Source organism: Franconibacter helveticus LMG 23732, from assembly GCF_000463115.2.
Classification (GTDB): domain Bacteria; phylum Pseudomonadota; class Gammaproteobacteria; order Enterobacterales; family Enterobacteriaceae; genus Franconibacter; species Franconibacter helveticus.
Genome location: NZ_AWFX01000029.1, coordinates 1 through 17,761 on the forward strand (window position 1 = coordinate 1; position 17,761 = coordinate 17,761).

Here is a 17,761-nt window from a genome sequence, read left to right on the forward strand (position 1 = left end):
ATAGAAACAGAAGCCACCGGAGCACCTCAAAAACACCATCATACACTAAATCAGTAAGTTGGCAGCATCACCAAATAAGCCCACTAATATATAGCACACCCAGAATGCTGGATAAATTGAGATAAAGCGCTTAGCTAAGTATTTCTTTATATTAAAGTGTCCTCTTGTGCTCATTTCGAGAGAAAATCCAGAGGTTATAATAAAAAGAGAAATTGCCATGTCACCAACTGTTTGGTTAGCGTAACTCAACTTTCCGATAAGCATTGAGTTGGGATAAAATTGCGTAACCGCTACATTAAAATGAAATAGCACAACGGCAAAAAACGAAATTAACCTAATCATATACGAGAAAAAGACAGGATCTCTCGTGAGAGTAGGCATGGGTTTTACTTCTAAAGACATAGTATTGCCTTGTTTAGATATAGTTTGCTAAAAGTAAGATTATTAAATCTTACTTTTAGCAAAACGACAATGTTTTTTTACTGTTTGCACAAAATTGCACAATTACGTTCTAATTTTAAATGCCATTGAAACTACGTGTTTTCAGCTCAAATGCTAGTGTACGGCCTTACGTTTTTTGCAAAATCGTTTCATTAAGAAAAGCCGAAAGCGTAATGTGAAAATTTATTATATCGCTCATATACACAAAACAATTTTTTTAGTTTTTGCATTAAATAATGGCATTTGCTAATTGTTGATATTTAAAAAAGCTGCTCATCATTGATCATTAGGCTATCTACAAGGAGCAGCTAGTTTGAATAAATTTTATTTTTAGTGCCTGCCCCGCAAGTTCTCTATCACCGCGCTTAAATCCAACTCCTGATCCTGCAACAGCACCAGCAGGTGATATACCAGGTCAGACGCTTCGTTAACCAACTCGTCTTTGTCGCGTACCGTTGCGGCCAGCGCGGTTTCCACGCCTTCTTCTCCCACTTTTTGTGCAATACGCTTGGTGCCGCTGGCGTAAAGCTTTGCGGTATACGAACTCTCAGGCGAGGCGGTTTTACGCGCGGCGAGCAATTCTTCAAGCTGATAAAGGAAGTGCCACTGGTGATGCGCCTCGCCAAAGCAGCTGGAGGTGCCGAGATGGCACGTGGGTCCGATGGGGTTCGCCAGTATCAGTAACGTGTCGTTATCGCAGTCTGGCGTAATAGTGACGACATTCAGGAAATGGCCTGAGGTTTCGCCTTTGGTCCACAGCCGCTGTTTGGTGCGCGAGAAAAACGTCACTTTTCCGCTTTCTTCCGTCTGGCGCAGCGCCTCTTCGTTCATATATCCCAGCATTAACACTTCGCCGGAAACCGCATGCTGCACCACGACCGGCAGCAGCCCGTCGGTTTTTGCCCAGTCCAGTTGGGCCCGCTGTTGTTCTGTTAACACGCTCGAATCTCCACGCCTTGCTGAATCAGAAACGCTTTCAGTTCGCCAATATTAATAATCTGTTTGTGAAACACCGATGCCGCCAGCGCACCATCCACATTCACATCGCGAAACGCTTCCAGGAAGTGTTCCATCGTGCCCGCGCCGCCTGAGGCAATCAGCGGTACGTGGCAAACGTCGCGCACCTTTTTAAGCTGCGTCAGGTCATAGCCATTGCGCACGCCATCCTGGTTCATCATGTTAAGCACAATCTCTCCGGCGCCGCGCTTTTGCACTTCCTGTACCCAGTCGAGCGTTTCCCATTCGGTAACCCGGGTGCGGCTCTCATCGCCTGTATATTGATTCACATGATATTTACCCGTCTCGCTGTCAAACCAGGTATCAATGCCAATCACGATACACTGCACGCCAAAGCGATCCGCAAGGCGGGTGATAAGCTCCGGGTCCGCCAGAGCAGGGGAGTTAATAGAAATTTTGTCGGCGCCGAAGGAAAGGATCTGCGCCGCGTCATCCAGCGTTTTAATGCCGCCCGCCACGCAAAAAGGAATATCGATAACCTCCGCCACGCGAGACACCCAGCTTTTATCCACCACGCGGCCATCGCTCGAAGCGGTAATATCATAAAAGACGAGTTCATCGGCGCCTTCCTGGGCGTAGCGTTTCGCCAGCGGCACGATATCGCCGATGATTTCGTGATTACGGAACTGCACGCCTTTAACCACCTGGCCGTCGCGCACGTCCAGGCAAGGAATTATCCGTTTTGCCAGCATTGAATCGCCTCCGTTACAGTGAATTTACCTTCAAGCAGCGCGCGTCCGACAATCACGCCTTTCACCCCGCAGCCGCGCAGCGCGCGAATGTCATCCAGCCCGCCGATGCCGCCGGAAGACTGAAACGCCACTTGCGGATAGCGGGCGCACACTTCTTCATACAGCGCGACGTTGGAGCCGGAAAGCGTGCCGTCGCGGGAAATATCCGTACAGAGCACATGCTTCAGGCCAAAGGGCAAATAACTCTCTACCAGCGCCTCCAGCGTTACGCCGGAGTTCTCCTGCCAGCCGCTGACGGCCACCTGCTTGCGGCCTGCTTCATCAATACGCACGTCCAGCGCCAGCACCAGCGCATCCGCGCCGAAACGTTCGAACCACTGTTGCACCGTTTGCGGCGATTTCACCGCGGTGGAACCCACCACCACGCGGCTGGCGCCCGCCTCGAGCAGCGCGGCAACGTCATCTTCGGTACGCACGCCGCCGCCAACCTGCACCGGCACGCTCACGCCCGCCAGCAGTGTTTTCAGCAGCGGGATCTGCCGTTTCGCCGGCTCTTTCGCGCCGGTTAAATCCACCAGATGCAGCACCTGCGCGCCCTGCGCTTCGTAATCCTGCAAGCGCGGCAACGGGTCGCTGCCATAGTCGCGCTGCTGGCCGTAATCTCCCTGATGGAGACGCACCACTTTTCCGTCAATCAAATCCAGTGCCGGAATAATCATTTACATCTCCAGGAAATTTTTCAGCAGCTGCGCGCCCGCGGCGCCCGAACGTTCCGGGTGGAACTGCACGCCCCAGAAGTTATCTTTCTGTACGGCGGCGGTAAACGGCTCGCCGTAATGACACTGCGCGATGGTGCTCGGGTTCACCGGCATCGCATAGCTATGGACGAAGTAGAACCAGGCGCCGTCTTCAATGCCGCGAAACAGCCGGTCGCCCGCTTTCGCATAGACGCGGTTCCAGCCCATATGCGGCAGCGGCAGGCCAACGTCGGTCATGTGCGGCACCGCTTCATCAATAATGCCGAGCGTTTCCACGCCGTTATTCTCTTCGCTGCGCGACCCCAGCAACTGCATGCCGAGGCAAATCCCCAGCACCGGCTGGGTGCAGGCTTTGATCAGATCGATAAGATCGCGCTCGCGTAGCTGGTCCATCGCCGCCTGCGCGGTGCCGACGCCGGGCAGAAAAAGCTTGTCGGCGCGCAGCACAATATCAGGCTCACGGCTTACCCGCGGCTCGTAACCCAGCCGCTGGATAGCCCATTTAACGGAAGAGAGGTTGGCGCAGCCAGTGTCCAGGATCACCACGTTCATTACAGCACCCCTTTGGAAGAGGGAAGGGTGTCGCCTTCCACGCGTATCGCCTGGCGCAGCGTGCGGCCAAAGGCTTTAAACAGGCTTTCCACCCGGTGATGATCGTTTTTGCCTTTGGTTTTCAGGTGCAGCGTCACGCCCATGGTGTAGGAGAGCGAACGGAAAAAGTGTTCCACCATTTCCGTGCTGAGATCGCCCACGCGCTGGTAGGTAAACTCCGCTTTATATTCCAGATGCGGACGGCCAGAGATATCCAGCGCGCAGCGCGCCAGGCATTCATCCATCGGCAGCACGAAGCCAAAACGGTTAATGCCGCGTTTGTCGCCAAGCGCCAGCTTCAGCGCTTCGCCGAGGGCCAGCCCGGTGTCTTCCACCGTGTGGTGGTCGTCAATGTAGAGGTCGCCTTTAACCGCAATCTCCATGCGAAAGCCGCCGTGAGTGGCAATCTGGTCGAGCATGTGGTCGAAGAAGCCGACGCCGGTGTTGATTTTGCTGCCGCCTTCCTGGTCGAGCCACACCTTAACGTCAATTTGCGTCTCTTTAGTGTTGCGGGAAACCTGCGCGAAACGGTCGCGCTTCGTCAGCTTCTCGCCGATAGCGGCCCAGTTAAGCTCAGCGCGGTTATAGCGCAGCCCCTGGATACCCATGTTCTGCGCAAGTTCGATGTCAGTGGCGCGGTCGCCAATCACGTAGCTGTTGGCTTTGTCCAGCACGCCTTCTTCCAGGTAACCCTGAACCAGCAGGATTTTCGGCTTACGGCAGTCGCAGGCGTCGGCAGGAAGATGCGGGCAGATCAACACCTCATCGAAAACTACGCCCTGGGAGGTGAAGATCTGCATCATCAGGTTATGCGGGCCGTCAAAATCCGCCTGCGGGAAACTCCCGGTGCCAAGGCCATCCTGGTTTGTGATCATCACAAGCTTAAAGCCCGCTTTTTGCAGCTTCAGCAGAGTGGGGATCGCATCCGGCTCAAACGCCAGCTTATCGAAACGATCCACCTGAAAATCTGTCGGCGGTTCGGCAATAAGCGTTCCGTCCCGGTCAATAAAGAGAATCTTCTGGCTCATACACGCTCCATGGCCGCAAGGCCGGGTTGTTCACGCAGGGCATCAATCACGCGCCGACACTCTTCGCGGGTGCCGATGCTGATGCGCAGGCAACCGCTCAGCGAAGGCTGTTTGTTCTGGTCGCGTAAAATAATGCCCTGATCCCATAACGATTTAAACACCGCGCTGGAGGCGGTAATGCGCGCCAGCACGTAATTGGTTTCACTGTCGAAAACCTGCTCGACGCACGGCACCTCTTTCAGTGCCGACACCAGGTACTGGCGATTCAGCTTGATTTCCGCCACTCGCTCGCGCATTTGCGTAATGCCCTGCGGGCTAAGCGCCTGGGCGGCGATATCCGCGACCGGTGTGGAAAGCGGGTAGGGGGCGATCACTTTCAGCAACAGGTTGATAATCTCTTCGCCGGCAATCGTAAAGCCGCAGCGCAAGCCCGCCAGCGCGAAGGCTTTTGAAAGCGTGCGCAGCACGACCAGGTGCGGGTATTCAGTAAGCCAGCCAGCCACAGTCGCCTGCGGACAAAATTCGATATAGGCTTCATCCGCCACCACCAGCGCCTTGCCGCGGGTCATTTCCAGCAGCGCGCGCAAATCTTGCGGATGGATAATCTGGCCGGTCGGGTTATTGGGGCTGCAAACAAACACCACCTTCACGCCGTCGAGTTGCGCCTCAATTGCGGGCAAATCGAGCTGCCAGTCTTCCCGCGCCGCAACCGTGCGGTACTCCACGCCGAAAGCCTCTGCGCTGACGCTGTACATGCCATAGGTGGGCGGGCAGTAAAGCACGGCATCCTGTCCCGGCTCGCAGAACGCGCGGATTAACAGCTCGATCCCTTCATCGGCGCCGCGGCTTACCAGCACCTGCTCCGGCTGCACGCCTGCATAAGCGGCGTAGCGCTCGATCACCTGCTTTGGCTGGCATTCGGGGTAACGGTTGAGGTTTTGCCGGGTAAGCTGAAACTCAACCGGCACCGGATATTCATTCGCGTTCAGCCAGACGTCGCCGCTGCCGCCCAGACGACGGGCAGACTGATAAGGCGTCAGCGCGCGCACGTTGGCGCGGGCCAGTTCTTCAATGCTCATTCCATCTCCTTAAGGGCAGCGACACGCAGCGTGACGGCGTTTTTATGGGCGGTAAGCTGTTCAGCCGCCGCCAGGGTCTCAATGGTTTTCGCAAGGCTCGCGAAGCCCTGTTTCGACAGCTCCTGCACGGTCATGCGCTTCTGGAAATCCGCCAGACCGAGGCTTGAGTAAGTTGAGGTATAACCGTAAGTCGGCAGCACGTGGTTAGTACCCGAAGCGTAATCGCCAGCGGATTCCGGCGACCAGTCGCCCAGGAATACCGAGCCTGCGCTGGTAATGCTATCCACCAGTTCACGGGCGTTGCGGGTCTGGATTATCAGGTGCTCCGGTCCGTACTGATTGGATATCTCCACGCACTGGGCCAGATCGCGGGCGATGATAATGCGGCTGGCGGAAAGCGCTTTGCGCGCCGTTTCCGCGCGCGGCAGCGCCGCCAGCTGGCGTTCTACCGCTTCAGACACGGCCTGCGCCATGGCGTTATCCGGCGTGAGTAAAATCACTTGCGAATCCGGGCCGTGCTCCGCCTGGGAAAGCAGGTCGGAAGCGACAAAGTCGGGCGTGGCGCCGCTGTCGGCAATGACCAGCACTTCAGAAGGCCCCGCCGGCATGTCAATGGCGGCGCCGTCAAGGCGCTGGCTGACCTGGCGCTTCGCCTCTGTCACATACGCATTGCCCGGGCCGAAGATTTTGTCCACTTTAGGCACCGTTTCGCTGCCGAAAGCCAGCGCGGCGATAGCCTGGGCGCCGCCCGCTTTAAAGACGTCCTGCACGCCGCACAGTTTCGCCGCGTAAAGGATTTCATCGGCAATCGGCGGCGGCGAACAGAGCACGACGTTGCCGCAGCCCGCCAGCCGCGCAGGCGTCGCCAGCATCAGCACAGTGGAAAACAGCGGGGCTGAGCCGCCGGGAATATACAGGCCCACCGAGGCGACAGGACGCGTGACCTGCTGGCAGCGCACGCCCGGCATGGTTTCAATATCCACCGTCGCCAGGCGCTGGGCGAGATGAAAGCGCTCAATATTGGCGACAGCCACCGCCATCGCCTCTTTTATTTCATCGCCAAGCCGCGCTGCTGCCGCATCAATTTCTTCAGCCGTGACCTTCAGCGCCGTCACGTCGGTTTTATCAAATTTCGCGCTGTATTCGCGCAGCGCCGCATCGCCCCGGGCTTTAACGTTATCGAGAATATCAGCGACGGTGCGGGTAACGCTGTCAGACGCAGCCACCGCCGGGCGCGTCAGCAATGCGCGCTGCTGTGCCGTATCGCAGCGGTTCCAGTCAATAAGCGTGTTAAAGGTCATGGCGCTTACTCCATCATCTTCTCAATCGGCAGCACGAGGATAGAGCTGGCGCCGAGGGCTTTAAGTTTTTCCATTGTTTCCCAGAACAGGGTTTCGCTACTTACCATGTGCATCGCCACGCGCTGCTGGTCGCCCGCCAGCGGCAGGATGGTAGGGCGCTCGGCGCCCGGCAACAGGGCAATGACTTCTTCCAGGCGTTCGGTCGGCGCGTGCATCATGATGTATTTGGATTCCCGGGCCTGGATCACGCCCTGAATGCGCACCAGCAGTTTGTCGATAAGCTTCTGCTTCATTTCCGGCATTTCGCCGTCGCGCTGAATCAGGCAGGCTTTGGAGCGATAGATAACTTCCACTTCGCGCAGGCCGTTGGCCTCAAGCGTTGCGCCGGTAGAGACGAGGTCGCAGATAGCGTCGGCGAGGCCCGCGCGCGGGGCAACTTCCACGGAACCGTTCAGCAGGCACGATTTAAACTGCACGCCTTTCTGGTCGAGGTAGCGTTTGAGCAGGTGCGGATAAGAGGTGGCGATGCGTTTGCCGTTCAGGCAGGCCGGGCCATCCCAGGGTTCGTCCACGGCGGTAGCGAGCGACAGGCGGCAACCGCCAAAATCAAGCCGACGCAGCGTGAAATAACGCGGGTCTTCACCCTGAGCGCGGCGCGTGAGCAGCTCTTCTTCCAGCACATTTTCACCAATGATGCCGAGGTCCACCACGCCATCCATCACCAGGCCCGGAATATCGTCGTCACGCACACGCAGAATGTCTATTGGCATATTCTCCGCCAGCGCAATCAGACGCTGGGTGTGAAGATTGATTTTTATGCCGCAACGGGCGAGCAGTTCCCGTGAGTCGTCGCTTAAACGGCCAGATTTCTGCATAGCTATGCGCAAGCGGGTGTTATCGGTCATCTTGGTGTCCTCGTGATCCTGTCTGTAATCGGTCCATAAAAAAAGCCCCCGGAAGTGGATCTTCCGGGGGCTTTTTCTGCGTTCATGCACCACTGGAAGAGCCAATCGTCTTCCAGCACACATCGCCTGAAAGACTAATCAGGATGATGGTGATGGTGGTGGTTTTTAAACTGAACGCGCATTGTGAATTTCTCGTCTGAATGACTATTCATTAACTGGCTTTAACCGTAAACCATACGAGCCGAAGAATGCAAGCGCTTTTTTTCATCATTAAAAATCATCATATTGCCGCTGTGAATTGTCAGCCAGACGCCGCTGGCGTAGCCTAAACTGAGTAAGTTAGCAAGCAGCCGCAGGAGAGGTGAAAGGATGAAAAAGGTCGCAATTGTGGGGTTAGGGTGGTTAGGCATGCCGCTCGCGCTGTCGCTTTCAGCAAGAGGGTGGCGCGTCACCGGCAGTAAAACCACGCAGGATGGCGTTGAGGCGGCGCGCATGTGCGGCATCGAGAGTTACCCTCTGGTGCTGCAACCGGAGCTGGTTTGCGACAGCGACGACCTGGATGCGCTGTTAAATGTTGACGCGCTGGTATTAACGCTGCCCGCCCGCCGAACCGGCGGCAACGGCGAGTTCTATATGCAGGCGGTGCAGGAGATTGTCGACAGCGCGCTGGCTCACAACGTGAAGCGCATTATTTTCACCAGCTCAACCTCGGTTTATGGCAATGGCAGCGGCATGATGAAAGAAACGTCGCCGCGCAATCCTGTAACAGAAAGCGGCAAAACGCTCAGGGAGCTGGAGGACTGGCTGCATAATCTGCCTGGCACCTCGGTAGATATTCTTCGCCTGGCGGGATTAGTGGGGCCGGGCAGGCACCCCGGGCGTTTTTTTGCCGGCAAAATCGCGCCGGACGGCCAGCATGGCGTTAACCTTGTGCATCTCGACGATGTGATCGGCGCAATACAATTACTTTTGCAGGCGCCGAAAGGCGGTCATATATATAATATTTGTGCTCCTCAACATCCGGCGCGCGCCATATTTTACCCGCATATGGCGCGTTTGCTTGGGCTTGAACCGCCTCGCTTCAGCGAAGCGGCTGCGGGTGGAGAAGGTAAACTGATAGACGGCAACCGCATTTGCAATGAACTTGGTTTTGAATATCTCTACCCCGATCCGTTAGTGATGCCAATGGAATAGCTGCCGTTCCTGACGCCTATAAACGTGCTGTACAGCGCAAGAGGCGACAATGAAAGCATTGCTTGATGTATTAATGATCCTTGATGCATTAGACAAAGAAGGCAGCTTCGCCGCTGCCGCTTCCCGGCTTTACAAAACTCCTTCCGCTCTCAGCTATACCGTTCACAAATTAGAAAGCGACCTGAATATTCAGGTGCTCGATCGCAGCGGGCACCGCGCCCGCTTTACGCCTACAGGCTCCATGCTGCTGGAAAAAGGCCGCGAAGTACTGCAAACGGTAAGCGATCTGGAAAAGCAGGCGGTTAAACTGCATCAGGGATGGGAAAATGAACTGGTGATTGGCATTGACGATACCTTTCCCTTTTCGCTTCTTTTTCCGCATATCGAGGCTTTTTTGCAGCAGCATGAGATGACGAGGCTGAAATTTATCAACGGCGTGCTGGGCGGCTCCTGGGAGGCGCTGACGCAGGGGCGCGTGGACATTGTCATCGGCGCCATGCGCGCGCCGCCGCCGCTAAGCGGCTTTGCTTTTACGCTGCTTGGCCATCTGGCAAGCGTCTTCGCCGTTGCGCCTCAGCATCCTCTCGCGCAGGCGCAGGAGCCGCTTTCACGGCGTCTTATCAAGCGTTACCGCGCCGTGGCGGTCGCTGACCCGGCAAGTTCGCATCTTTCCTTCGCATCCGGCGTGCTGGACGACCAGGACGCGGTCACCGTGTTTGATTTCAAAACCAAGCTTGAGTTGCAGCTGCGCGGCATTGGCTGCGGCTGGCTCCCACGCTACCTTGCGCAGACCTATCTCAACAGCGGCGCGCTGGTGGAAAAAGAGGTGGCTTCGCACGTCTCTTACGAACCGGTCTGGATTGGCTGGAATGAGCAAACCACCGGGCTTGCCTGCGCATGGTGGCGCGATCAAATCCTCAACAACAGCGAAATTGCCGAGCTGTATTCTGCGCCCGCGCCGCATGACGGAGGCTGAGTAAATTTCATACTTTGACTTTCTTGCGCTCGTCTATGTTTAAAACAGGCAGATCCCTGCCAGAAACGTTTTTACTTTCACCACTGTGTTTTTAACGCAGGGGTTTTATGCGCAAGGAGGTTGTATGAGTCAGACTAACCAGCAATGGCAGCAACGGCGCGTCGACGCCGTGCCGCAGGGGGTGGGCAACGCGCTGCCGGTTTACATTGAGCGGGCAAAAAATGCGGAACTCTGGGATGTGGAAGGGCGGCGCTATATTGATTTCGCTTCAGGCATTGCGGTGCTGAATACCGGACACAATCACCCGGCGGTGATTGAAGCCGCCAGGGCGCAGCTGGAGCACTTCACCCACCCCTGTTTTCAGGTCACGCCCTATGGCAACTACATTGAGCTGGCGGAGCGCCTTAATCAACTGGCGCCGATAAGCGAGCCATGCCAGACGCTGTTTCTCACCACGGGCGCGGAGGCGGTTGAAAATGCGATTAAAGTCGCGCGCATTGCGACAGGCCGCTCGGCCGTCATTGCGTTTCGCGGCGCGTTCCATGGCCGCACGCTGCTTGGCATGGCGCTGACCGGCAAAGTGCAACCCTATAAAAAAGGCTACGGGCCGTTTCCGGCAGGGATTTACCATGCGCCTTATCCCGCCGCTTACCTTGGCGTGAGCGACACCCAGGCGCTGGCGTCGCTGGCGGGCATATTCGCCGCCGACGTCGCGCCTGACGAAGTGGCGGCGATTATTATCGAGCCGGTACAGGGTGAGGGCGGGTTTTACGCCGCCTCGCCGGAGTTTATGAAGCAGCTTCGCGCGCTGTGCGATAAGCACGGCATCGTGCTGATTGTCGATGAGATCCAGAGCGGTTTTTGCCGCACCGGTAAAACCTTTGCTATTGAACATTCAGAGGTGGAGCCGGATCTCGTGACGATGGCGAAAAGTCTTGCGGGCGGTTTTCCATTGGCGGCGCTGGTGGGCAAAAAAGCGCTGTTCGATAAAGCGCTGCCGGGCGGTCTTGGCGGCACCTATGCCGGTTCGCCTGTGAGTATCGCCGCGGCCCTTGCGGTTACTGAGCTTATCGAAAAAGAGCAGCTTAACGCGCGCGCCCAGGCGCAGGGCGAATGGCTTATCAGCCGTCTGACATCGCTGGCTGAGGAGTTTGACTGCATCGGCGACGTGCGCGGGCTTGGCGCGATGGTGGCGATGGAGTTAGTCGAAAACCGCGACAGCCATCGTCCTGACAAAGCGCTCACCCAACTGCTGGTGCAGGAAGCGGGGCGCCAGGGGCTGGTTTTACTCTCCTGCGGCGTGCGCGCCAACGTCATTCGTTTTCTTATTCCGCTAACGGCGGAAAAAGAAATTATTGATGAGGGCCTCAACATCTTGTCATCGAGCCTCAAAGTGGTGCAAAATACGCGCCCTGCAAAATGAGATAAGTAACCGACGTTAAACGCGTCGGTTATTTTTTTGCAGGCAGGCATCGTAATTAAATTCAAGAGGCCGGGCTTCGTACCGGATAGATACTTACTAAAAATCGACAGTCGTGTCGCTGAGGAAGAAAATAAGATGGGGCAATTTATTGCTTTTGCGATGGCTTTCGCCGTAGGGGGAAATAACCATGTCGCATAACGTCACCACCGGTAAAACCTCTCGCGTGGAGTTACGTAAAACACTTACGTTGATTCCGGTTGTAATGATGGGCCTTGCCTATATGCAACCTATGACGCTGTTCGATACGTTTGGTATTGTCTCCGGCCTGACGGATGGCCACGTACCAACCGCTTACGCCTTCGCGCTGGTAGCGATTCTCTTTACCGCGCTGAGCTACGGTAAGCTGGTGCGCCGTTTCCCGTCCGCTGGCTCCGCCTACACTTACGCCCAGAAAGCGATTAACCCCACCGTGGGCTTTATGGTGGGCTGGTCTTCGCTGCTCGACTATCTGTTCGCGCCGATGATCAACATCCTGCTGGCGAAAATCTATTTTGAAGCGCTGGTGCCTGGCATTCCATCGTGGATCTTCGTTATTGCGCTGGTCGCCTTTATGACCGTCTTTAACATGCGTACCCTGAAAGGCGTAGCGAACTTCAATACCATTATCGTGGTGCTGCAAGTCGTGCTTATCGCCGTTATTCTGGGCATGGTGATTTATGGCGTTTCCCAGGGCGAAGGCGCGGGCACGCTGGTGAGTTCCCGTCCTTTCTGGTCTGAAAACGCGCATGTCATTCCGATGATCACCGGGGCGACTATCCTGTGCTTCTCATTCACCGGTTTTGACGGCATCAGCAACCTGTCTGAAGAGACAAAAGACGCAGGCCGCGTTATTCCGCGCGCTATTTTCCTGACGGCGCTGATTGGCGGGCTTATCTTTATTTTCGCGACTTACTTTATCCAGCTCTATTTCCCGGATATCTCGCGCTTTAAAGATCCAGATGCGTCACAGCCGGAAATCATGCTCTATGTAGCAGGTAAAGCCTTCCAGGTGGGCGCGCTGATCTTCTCCACCATTACCGTGCTGGCTTCCGGTATGGCGGCGCATGCAGGCGTTGCGCGCCTGATGTACGTTATGGGCCGCGATGGCGTGTTCCCGAACCGCTTCTTCGGCTACGTTCATCCGCAGTGGCGTACCCCGGCGCTGAACGTGGTGCTGGTAGGCGCGATTGCGCTGATGGCGATTAACTTCGACCTGGTGATGGCGACCGCGCTCATTAACTTCGGCGCGCTGGTGGCGTTTACCTTCGTGAACCTCTCTGTGATTTCACAGTTCTGGATCCGCGAGAAGCGCAACAAGACGCTGAAAGACCACTTCACTTACCTGATCCTGCCGATTTGCGGCGCGTTGACGGTAGGCGCGCTGTGGCTGAACCTGGAAGAGAGCTCTATGGTGCTGGGCCTCATCTGGGGCGGTATCGGTGTGGTTTATCTGGCGTGCGTAACCCGCAGCTTCCGTAACCCGGTTCCGCAGTACAACGAAGATATCGCCTGATTCAGGCGAAAAGAAAAAGGCTCCTGGTAAGGAGCCTTTTTTGTTGGTGTCGCAGCAAGAGGGGTAACCAGACTGACGAAAGCGCCATGTTTCGGCGGCTATAGCGGTCTCCTCGCCTGCATGGATGGCAGGAGAAGCGACCGCCCGGTCATGGTCAGCCCACCACTTCCTGCGCGTACTGATACAGCGCTTTAATCAGCGCAATCTTCTCTTTATCCCCTTCATACTGGTTGTAAAGCATCTCCAGCTCCTGGGCATAGGCCTGCAAAAACTCCGGGGAGAAACGGTCGCGGCGGTACTGTAGCCAGCGCTGCTGTTCCGCTTCATCCAGCGTGCCGGGGAAATTGCGGGCGCGGAAGTTAAACAGCAACTTCTCAATGCGCTTGTCGGCGAAAGTGATATCCAGCGCCGGCAGGTTTTGCGGCGGCGTTTGCAGGACAATGCGCATGCCTGCGCGGTCAGCGTCGCTGAAAAAGCCGTCATACAGCTGCGCATCCACATTATCGCTCGGCGGGAAGGGCGGCGCTTCGGCAAACAGCGCCACCACTTTCTCGCGCACCTGCGGCGCTTCGCGCAGCAGCTTGAGGTTCGCCAGACACTGCTGGCGGTCTATGCCTAAACGCTCCGCGTCTTCCGGGCGCAGCGTGTTCGCCTGGGCCAGCACCGGGCATTTATTCAGATGGATAAGCTTGATGGGCGCGGCGGGGTCATCGCCAAGGTTCGCCTTCGGCGTATAGAGCCGCTCGCGCAGCGCGTCGCTGTCGAGTTCCAGCAGCGGGCTGATATCCCCCGCCAGATCCGCCACAATCACCGCGTTGCGGTTTTCAGGGTGCCAGGCGAGCGGGGCGACCCAGCTGGTGTTGCCGCGCCAGGCGCCGAACATGCCGGAAACGTGCACCAGCGGCTTCATTTGCGGAATATCAATGAGCGTCATCAGCTTCTGCTTGCCGCGAAAGCTATAGAGATACTCAAACAACCGCGGCTGGCGGGTTTTTACCAGCTGCGCCATGGCGATAGTGGCGTAGACGTCCGCCATCGCGTCGTGCGCGTTGCTGTGCTCAATGCCGTTGACGGCGGTAAGATGCTCCAGACGGAAGCTCGGCAGACCGTCGTCGTTCTCCGGCCAGACAATGCCCTCGGGGCGTAGCGCATAGCAGGCGCGCATTACGTCCAGCAGATCCCAGCGCGAGTTATCGTTCTGCCAGCTCCAGGCGTAGGGATCGTAGAAGTTGCGGTAGAAGATATTGCGCGTCACTTCGTCGTCGAAACGGACATTGTTGTAGCCCACCACGCAGGTTTTCGGCACGGTGAAGAGACTGTGGATGCGTCGGGCGAACTCCGCTTCGTTCTCGCCTTTGGCCAGCGCTTCCTGCGGCGTAATGCCGGTTATCAGCACCGCTTCAGGCTGCGGCAAATAATCATCCGCCGGTTTGCAGTAAAAGACTTCCGGTTCGCCGAGAACATTAAAATTTTCGTCGGTTCGCAACGCGGCGAACTGCGCGGGCCGGTCGAGCGACGGGCTGGTGCCGAACGTCTCATAATCGTGAAACAGAAAAGTGGGTTGCGCCGCAGGCTCAGACACGGGGATTCTTCCAGTCAGTAATACACTGTCTTTAATGGTAAACCATCCCCCCGGCAAGCAGAAGAAAAAGGGCGCTGACGCGCCCATTTATCAGGGTAACACCTGCTCCGGTCGCACATTCCTGCCGGTAATAATACGTCTGCCCAGGGCAATGCCAGGCTTTTCCACGCGGTGAAAAAGACCCCAGGCGCACAGATAGACCACTGGCGTGCAGAGCGCCGCCACCATCAGCATGCGCACGGGCGAGGGGAGATGCTCAAAGTTGCTGTAGTTGACAAGCAGCGCGATGGTGGGGATGACAATCATCAGATGCAGCAGGTAGACAGAATAGGAGACATCGCCAAGGAACTGGCTTATGCGCAGCGTCAGCAGGCGTTTAGGCAGCCGCATGGCGCGCTGAAGGCGCGAACCTTCCGCCGCCTGCCACAATAGCGCGGTCATGCCGATAATCATGACCCACTGCGCGGCAAGGCGCACTGGCGTGACGGCAATGCCCATCCAGGCGGCGCACAGCGGCGCAAGCAACGCCACCAGCCATAAGCGCAGGCTGCTTTCGCGAACCGCCTGCGCCATTACCATGCCTGCGACAAACAGCGGCAGCTTAATCAGGATCATCGACGGCATGGGAAAAGCGTCGAAATAATCCGCCAGCAAAAAACGCGCCGCGAGGCACACCACCATCACCACCAGCGCGCTCAGCATAAAGCCCCAGCGCATGACCATCAGCATGATGAACGGAAAAAGCAGATAGAACTGCATTTCAAGGCCAATACTCCAGTCCGGCAATACGGTACGGAAGGAGTATTCCGGCAGCGCGCCGAAAATAAAGCTCAGATGGGTAATAATGTTGATAAAGGAGCGATCGGCGTAACGGCTGGCGTCGGTTTGGGTTGAACTCCAGGCGCTGGCGATAATATCGCGACACTCGCCGAACAGGCCGCCAAAAATAAGCGCGACGATAAGCAGTAAATAATAGAGCGGAGCGATCCTGAAAAAGCGTCGTAGCCAGAACTCTCTGATCGTCGTCAGGCTATTCCACGGCGCTTTTTCCCGCCGGTCCTGATAATTTTTCGCCATCAGATAACCTGATAACAAAATAAACAGATCAACCCCCATGCCAGGGTCATAAAGCAGCGGAATACGGCACTGCACCAGCAGGCAGATATGCCCGAATAAGACCCACAATGAGGCGATGCCTCTTAACCCTTCCAGCTCCGGCGACCAGTTTTTGCCCTGCGCCATAACCTTTTCCTCTGTCTGAAAATAAGGGTGCATGAAACCAGGAAAAAAGCTACCTGGGCAATCGGAACAGCGCGAGAATGTTTCATTATCAGATTTACCGCAGGCCGGATGAAATTACCCGGCGCGAGCATTTGAGAAATATTTCCTTGCAATTTGCCCGCGCAACGAAATAAGAACTGCCGTAAAACAAGCGGCGAAAAATATGTTATTGAGGATATGCTGTTGAAACTTCGCCCTTTATTTGCCGCTTCTTTGTTCGTTTTTCTCGGCGGCCCCGCTTTTGCCGCCACGCCCATTATCGGTTCGCCCGTTGCGCCGCAGATCCAGGCTGGCGCCTGGGTATTAATGGATTACACCACGGGCCAGATCCTGACGGCAAATAACGAACACCAGCAGCGTAACCCGGCAAGCCTGACCAAGCTGATGACCGGCTATGTGGTCGATCGCGCCATCGACAGCCACCGTATTACTGCCGATGATGTCGTGACCGTGGGGCGCGACGCCTGGGCGAAAGACAATCCGGTCTTTGAAGGTTCTTCGTTGATGTTTCTTAAAGCTGGCGACCGCGTGACGGTACGCGATCTCAGCCGTGGGTTAATAGTCGATTCCGGCAATGACGCCTGCGTCGCGCTGGCGGATTATGTGGCGGGAGGCGAACAGCAGTTTGTCGCCATGATGAACAACTATGCGCAAAAGCTGCATCTGGCGGATACCCATTTTGAAACGGTGCACGGGCTGGATGCCCCCGGCCAGCACAGCTCTGCTTACGATCTGGCGGTGCTTTCCCGCGCCATTATCCACGGCGAGCCGTCGTTTTATCATATGTACAGCGAGAAGAGCCTGACGTGGAACGGTATTACCCAGCAGAACCGCAACGGCCTGCTGTGGGATAAAAGCCTGAACGTGGACGGGCTGAAAACGGGCCACACTTCCGGCGCCGGTTTTAACATTATCGCCTCCAGCGTGGACGGCAACCGTCGCCTGATTGCGGTGATCATGGGCGGGGAAAGCCCAAAAGGACGTGAGGAGCAGGCGCGCAAGCTGCTGCACTGGGGCCAGCAAAATTTCGATACCGTGCAAATCCTGCACAAAGGTAAAAAAGTGGGCGCCGAGCGCGTCTGGTACGGCGACAAAGAGCAGGTCAGGGTGGGAACCGATCAGGACTTCTGGTTGACGCTGCCAAAGTCTGAAGTGGCCAACATCAAAGCGCGCTACGTGCTGGAAAAGCCTGAGCTGGACGCGCCGCTGGCGGCCAATACGCGCATTGGCGAAATTCAGCTCTACGACCGCGACAAGGTTGTGGCGCACTGGCCGCTGGTCACGCTGGATAACATTGAAAAGGGCGGCCTGTTTTCGCGCCTGAGCGACTATCTGCATCAGAAACTGTAAAGGTTATCGCACGGCTTGTTGGTGAGAAGTATCTATACTCGGTTATTTACACCGTGAGGAGAGACCATGAATTACACCATTGAGCAGGTAGCCGAACGCGCGATTGCAGGTTTTCATCTGGTTGGCCCCTGGGAGCAGACGGTGCCGCAGGGGTTCGAGCAGTTAACGATGTGGGTGGACAGTAAAGCGATTCAGCCCAACGAGTGGATTGCGGTTTATTACGATAACCCGGAAAAAGTACCGGCGGAAAAACTGCGGGCGGATGTCGTAGTTTCCGTACCGGAAGGTTTCAGCTTGCCGGAAAACAGCGAAGGGGTGATCTTAACGACGCTGCCGGGCGGCGAATATGCGGTAGCGAAAACCAAAGTAGTGAATCAGGACTTCGCCTCCGCCTGGGACGATTTTTTCGTTACCCTGCATAACGACGGGAAAAACCGGGTAGCGGATAAGCCGTGCTTTGAGATCTACCTGAACGACGGGCAGAGCGACGGCCACTGGGATATTGCGATGTATATTCCTGTTGGGCCGAACGCCACGGAATAACGCCGTCGCTCATAAAAAAGGCCACCCAATGGGTGGCCTTTGTTTTGC

18 protein-coding genes and 1 other annotated feature are annotated in these 17,761 nt (G+C 56.3%); of the genes, 6 read left to right on the top strand and 12 right to left on the bottom strand.

What is annotated here, in order from left to right; genetic code table 11:
- Positions 1-45 precede the first annotated feature (45 nt).
- The 10 genes from DW56_RS08470 to hisL form a co-directional block, all read right to left on the bottom strand.
- Positions 46-402: an acyltransferase family protein gene (locus DW56_RS08470; RefSeq protein WP_029589758.1), complete on the bottom strand. Its 357-nt coding sequence runs from the start codon at positions 400-402 to the stop codon at positions 46-48.
- A gap of 369 nt (positions 403-771) precedes the next feature.
- A complete protein-coding gene (gene hisIE, locus DW56_RS08475) occupies positions 772-1,380 on the bottom strand; it encodes a bifunctional phosphoribosyl-AMP cyclohydrolase/phosphoribosyl-ATP diphosphatase HisIE (protein WP_024552620.1) in 609 nt (202 codons plus the stop codon).
- A complete protein-coding gene (gene hisF, locus DW56_RS08480) occupies positions 1,374-2,150 on the bottom strand; it encodes an imidazole glycerol phosphate synthase subunit HisF (RefSeq protein ID WP_024552619.1) in 777 nt (258 codons plus the stop codon). The genes hisIE and hisF overlap by 7 nt, the downstream gene beginning before the upstream one ends.
- The gene (gene hisA, locus DW56_RS08485; RefSeq protein ID WP_024552618.1) at positions 2,132-2,869 is read right to left on the bottom strand and encodes a 1-(5-phosphoribosyl)-5-[(5-phosphoribosylamino)methylideneamino]imidazole-4-carboxamide isomerase; all 738 of its coding nucleotides are present in this window, start codon (positions 2,867-2,869) and stop codon (positions 2,132-2,134) included. The genes hisF and hisA overlap by 19 nt, the downstream gene beginning before the upstream one ends.
- Positions 2,870-3,460 (bottom strand): imidazole glycerol phosphate synthase subunit HisH, encoded by a 591-nt coding sequence (hisH, locus tag DW56_RS08490; RefSeq protein WP_024552617.1) that lies wholly within the window; start codon positions 3,458-3,460, stop codon positions 2,870-2,872.
- On the bottom strand, positions 3,460-4,527 hold the full coding sequence (gene hisB / locus DW56_RS08495) for a bifunctional histidinol-phosphatase/imidazoleglycerol-phosphate dehydratase HisB (RefSeq protein ID WP_024552616.1): 1,068 nt from the start codon (positions 4,525-4,527) through the stop codon (positions 3,460-3,462). Before hisB ends, hisH begins: the two co-directional genes overlap by 1 nt.
- Positions 4,524-5,606, bottom strand: a complete 1,083-nt coding sequence (gene hisC, locus DW56_RS08500; protein ID WP_024552615.1) for a histidinol-phosphate transaminase — start codon at positions 5,604-5,606, stop codon at positions 4,524-4,526. The genes hisB and hisC overlap by 4 nt, the downstream gene beginning before the upstream one ends.
- Positions 5,603-6,907 (bottom strand): histidinol dehydrogenase, encoded by a 1,305-nt coding sequence (gene hisD, locus DW56_RS08505; RefSeq protein ID WP_024552614.1) that lies wholly within the window; start codon positions 6,905-6,907, stop codon positions 5,603-5,605. Before hisD ends, hisC begins: the two co-directional genes overlap by 4 nt.
- A gap of 5 nt (positions 6,908-6,912) precedes the next feature.
- Positions 6,913-7,812, bottom strand: a complete 900-nt coding sequence (hisG, locus tag DW56_RS08510; RefSeq protein ID WP_024552613.1) for an ATP phosphoribosyltransferase — start codon at positions 7,810-7,812, stop codon at positions 6,913-6,915.
- A gap of 37 nt (positions 7,813-7,849) precedes the next feature.
- Positions 7,850-7,971: a sequence feature (His leader region), on the bottom strand.
- Positions 7,947-7,994, bottom strand: a complete 48-nt coding sequence (gene hisL / locus DW56_RS22365) for a his operon leader peptide (protein ID WP_110877335.1) — start codon at positions 7,992-7,994, stop codon at positions 7,947-7,949. (Overlaps the previous feature by 25 nt.)
- A 187-nt stretch (positions 7,995-8,181) precedes the next feature.
- Between hisL and DW56_RS08515 the strand changes: the two genes are divergently transcribed.
- From DW56_RS08515 to DW56_RS08530, 4 genes are all read left to right on the top strand, one after another.
- Positions 8,182-9,006, top strand: coding sequence for an SDR family oxidoreductase (locus DW56_RS08515; RefSeq protein ID WP_024552612.1), 825 nt, complete (start codon positions 8,182-8,184; stop codon positions 9,004-9,006).
- 49 nt (positions 9,007-9,055) lie between these two features.
- Complete coding sequence (locus DW56_RS08520; protein WP_024552611.1) at positions 9,056-9,982, top strand: LysR substrate-binding domain-containing protein; 927 nt, start codon at positions 9,056-9,058, stop codon at positions 9,980-9,982.
- 124 nt (positions 9,983-10,106) lie between these two features.
- Complete coding sequence (gene gabT, locus DW56_RS08525; RefSeq protein WP_024552610.1) at positions 10,107-11,405, top strand: 4-aminobutyrate--2-oxoglutarate transaminase; 1,299 nt, start codon at positions 10,107-10,109, stop codon at positions 11,403-11,405.
- A 187-nt stretch (positions 11,406-11,592) separates the two neighbouring features.
- Positions 11,593-12,957, top strand: coding sequence for an APC family permease (locus DW56_RS08530; RefSeq protein ID WP_024552609.1), 1,365 nt, complete (start codon positions 11,593-11,595; stop codon positions 12,955-12,957).
- Between the two features lie 154 nt (positions 12,958-13,111).
- On the opposite strand, the gene sbcB is transcribed toward DW56_RS08530, so the two are convergent.
- Both sbcB and DW56_RS08540 read right to left on the bottom strand, forming a co-directional pair.
- Complete coding sequence (gene sbcB, locus DW56_RS08535; RefSeq protein ID WP_029589759.1) at positions 13,112-14,539, bottom strand: exodeoxyribonuclease I; 1,428 nt, start codon at positions 14,537-14,539, stop codon at positions 13,112-13,114.
- Between the two features lie 90 nt (positions 14,540-14,629).
- Positions 14,630-15,781 (bottom strand): acyltransferase family protein, encoded by a 1,152-nt coding sequence (locus tag DW56_RS08540; protein ID WP_024552607.1) that lies wholly within the window; start codon positions 15,779-15,781, stop codon positions 14,630-14,632.
- 216 nt (positions 15,782-15,997) lie between these two features.
- Here DW56_RS08540 and dacD point away from each other — a divergent pair, with 216 nt between their 5' ends.
- Together dacD and sbmC are read left to right on the top strand one after the other, a co-directional pair.
- A complete protein-coding gene (dacD, locus tag DW56_RS08545; protein ID WP_024552606.1) occupies positions 15,998-17,170 on the top strand; it encodes a serine-type D-Ala-D-Ala carboxypeptidase DacD in 1,173 nt (390 codons plus the stop codon).
- 66 nt (positions 17,171-17,236) lie between these two features.
- Complete coding sequence (sbmC, locus tag DW56_RS08550; protein ID WP_024552605.1) at positions 17,237-17,713, top strand: DNA gyrase inhibitor SbmC; 477 nt, start codon at positions 17,237-17,239, stop codon at positions 17,711-17,713.
- Positions 17,714-17,761 lie beyond the last annotated feature (48 nt).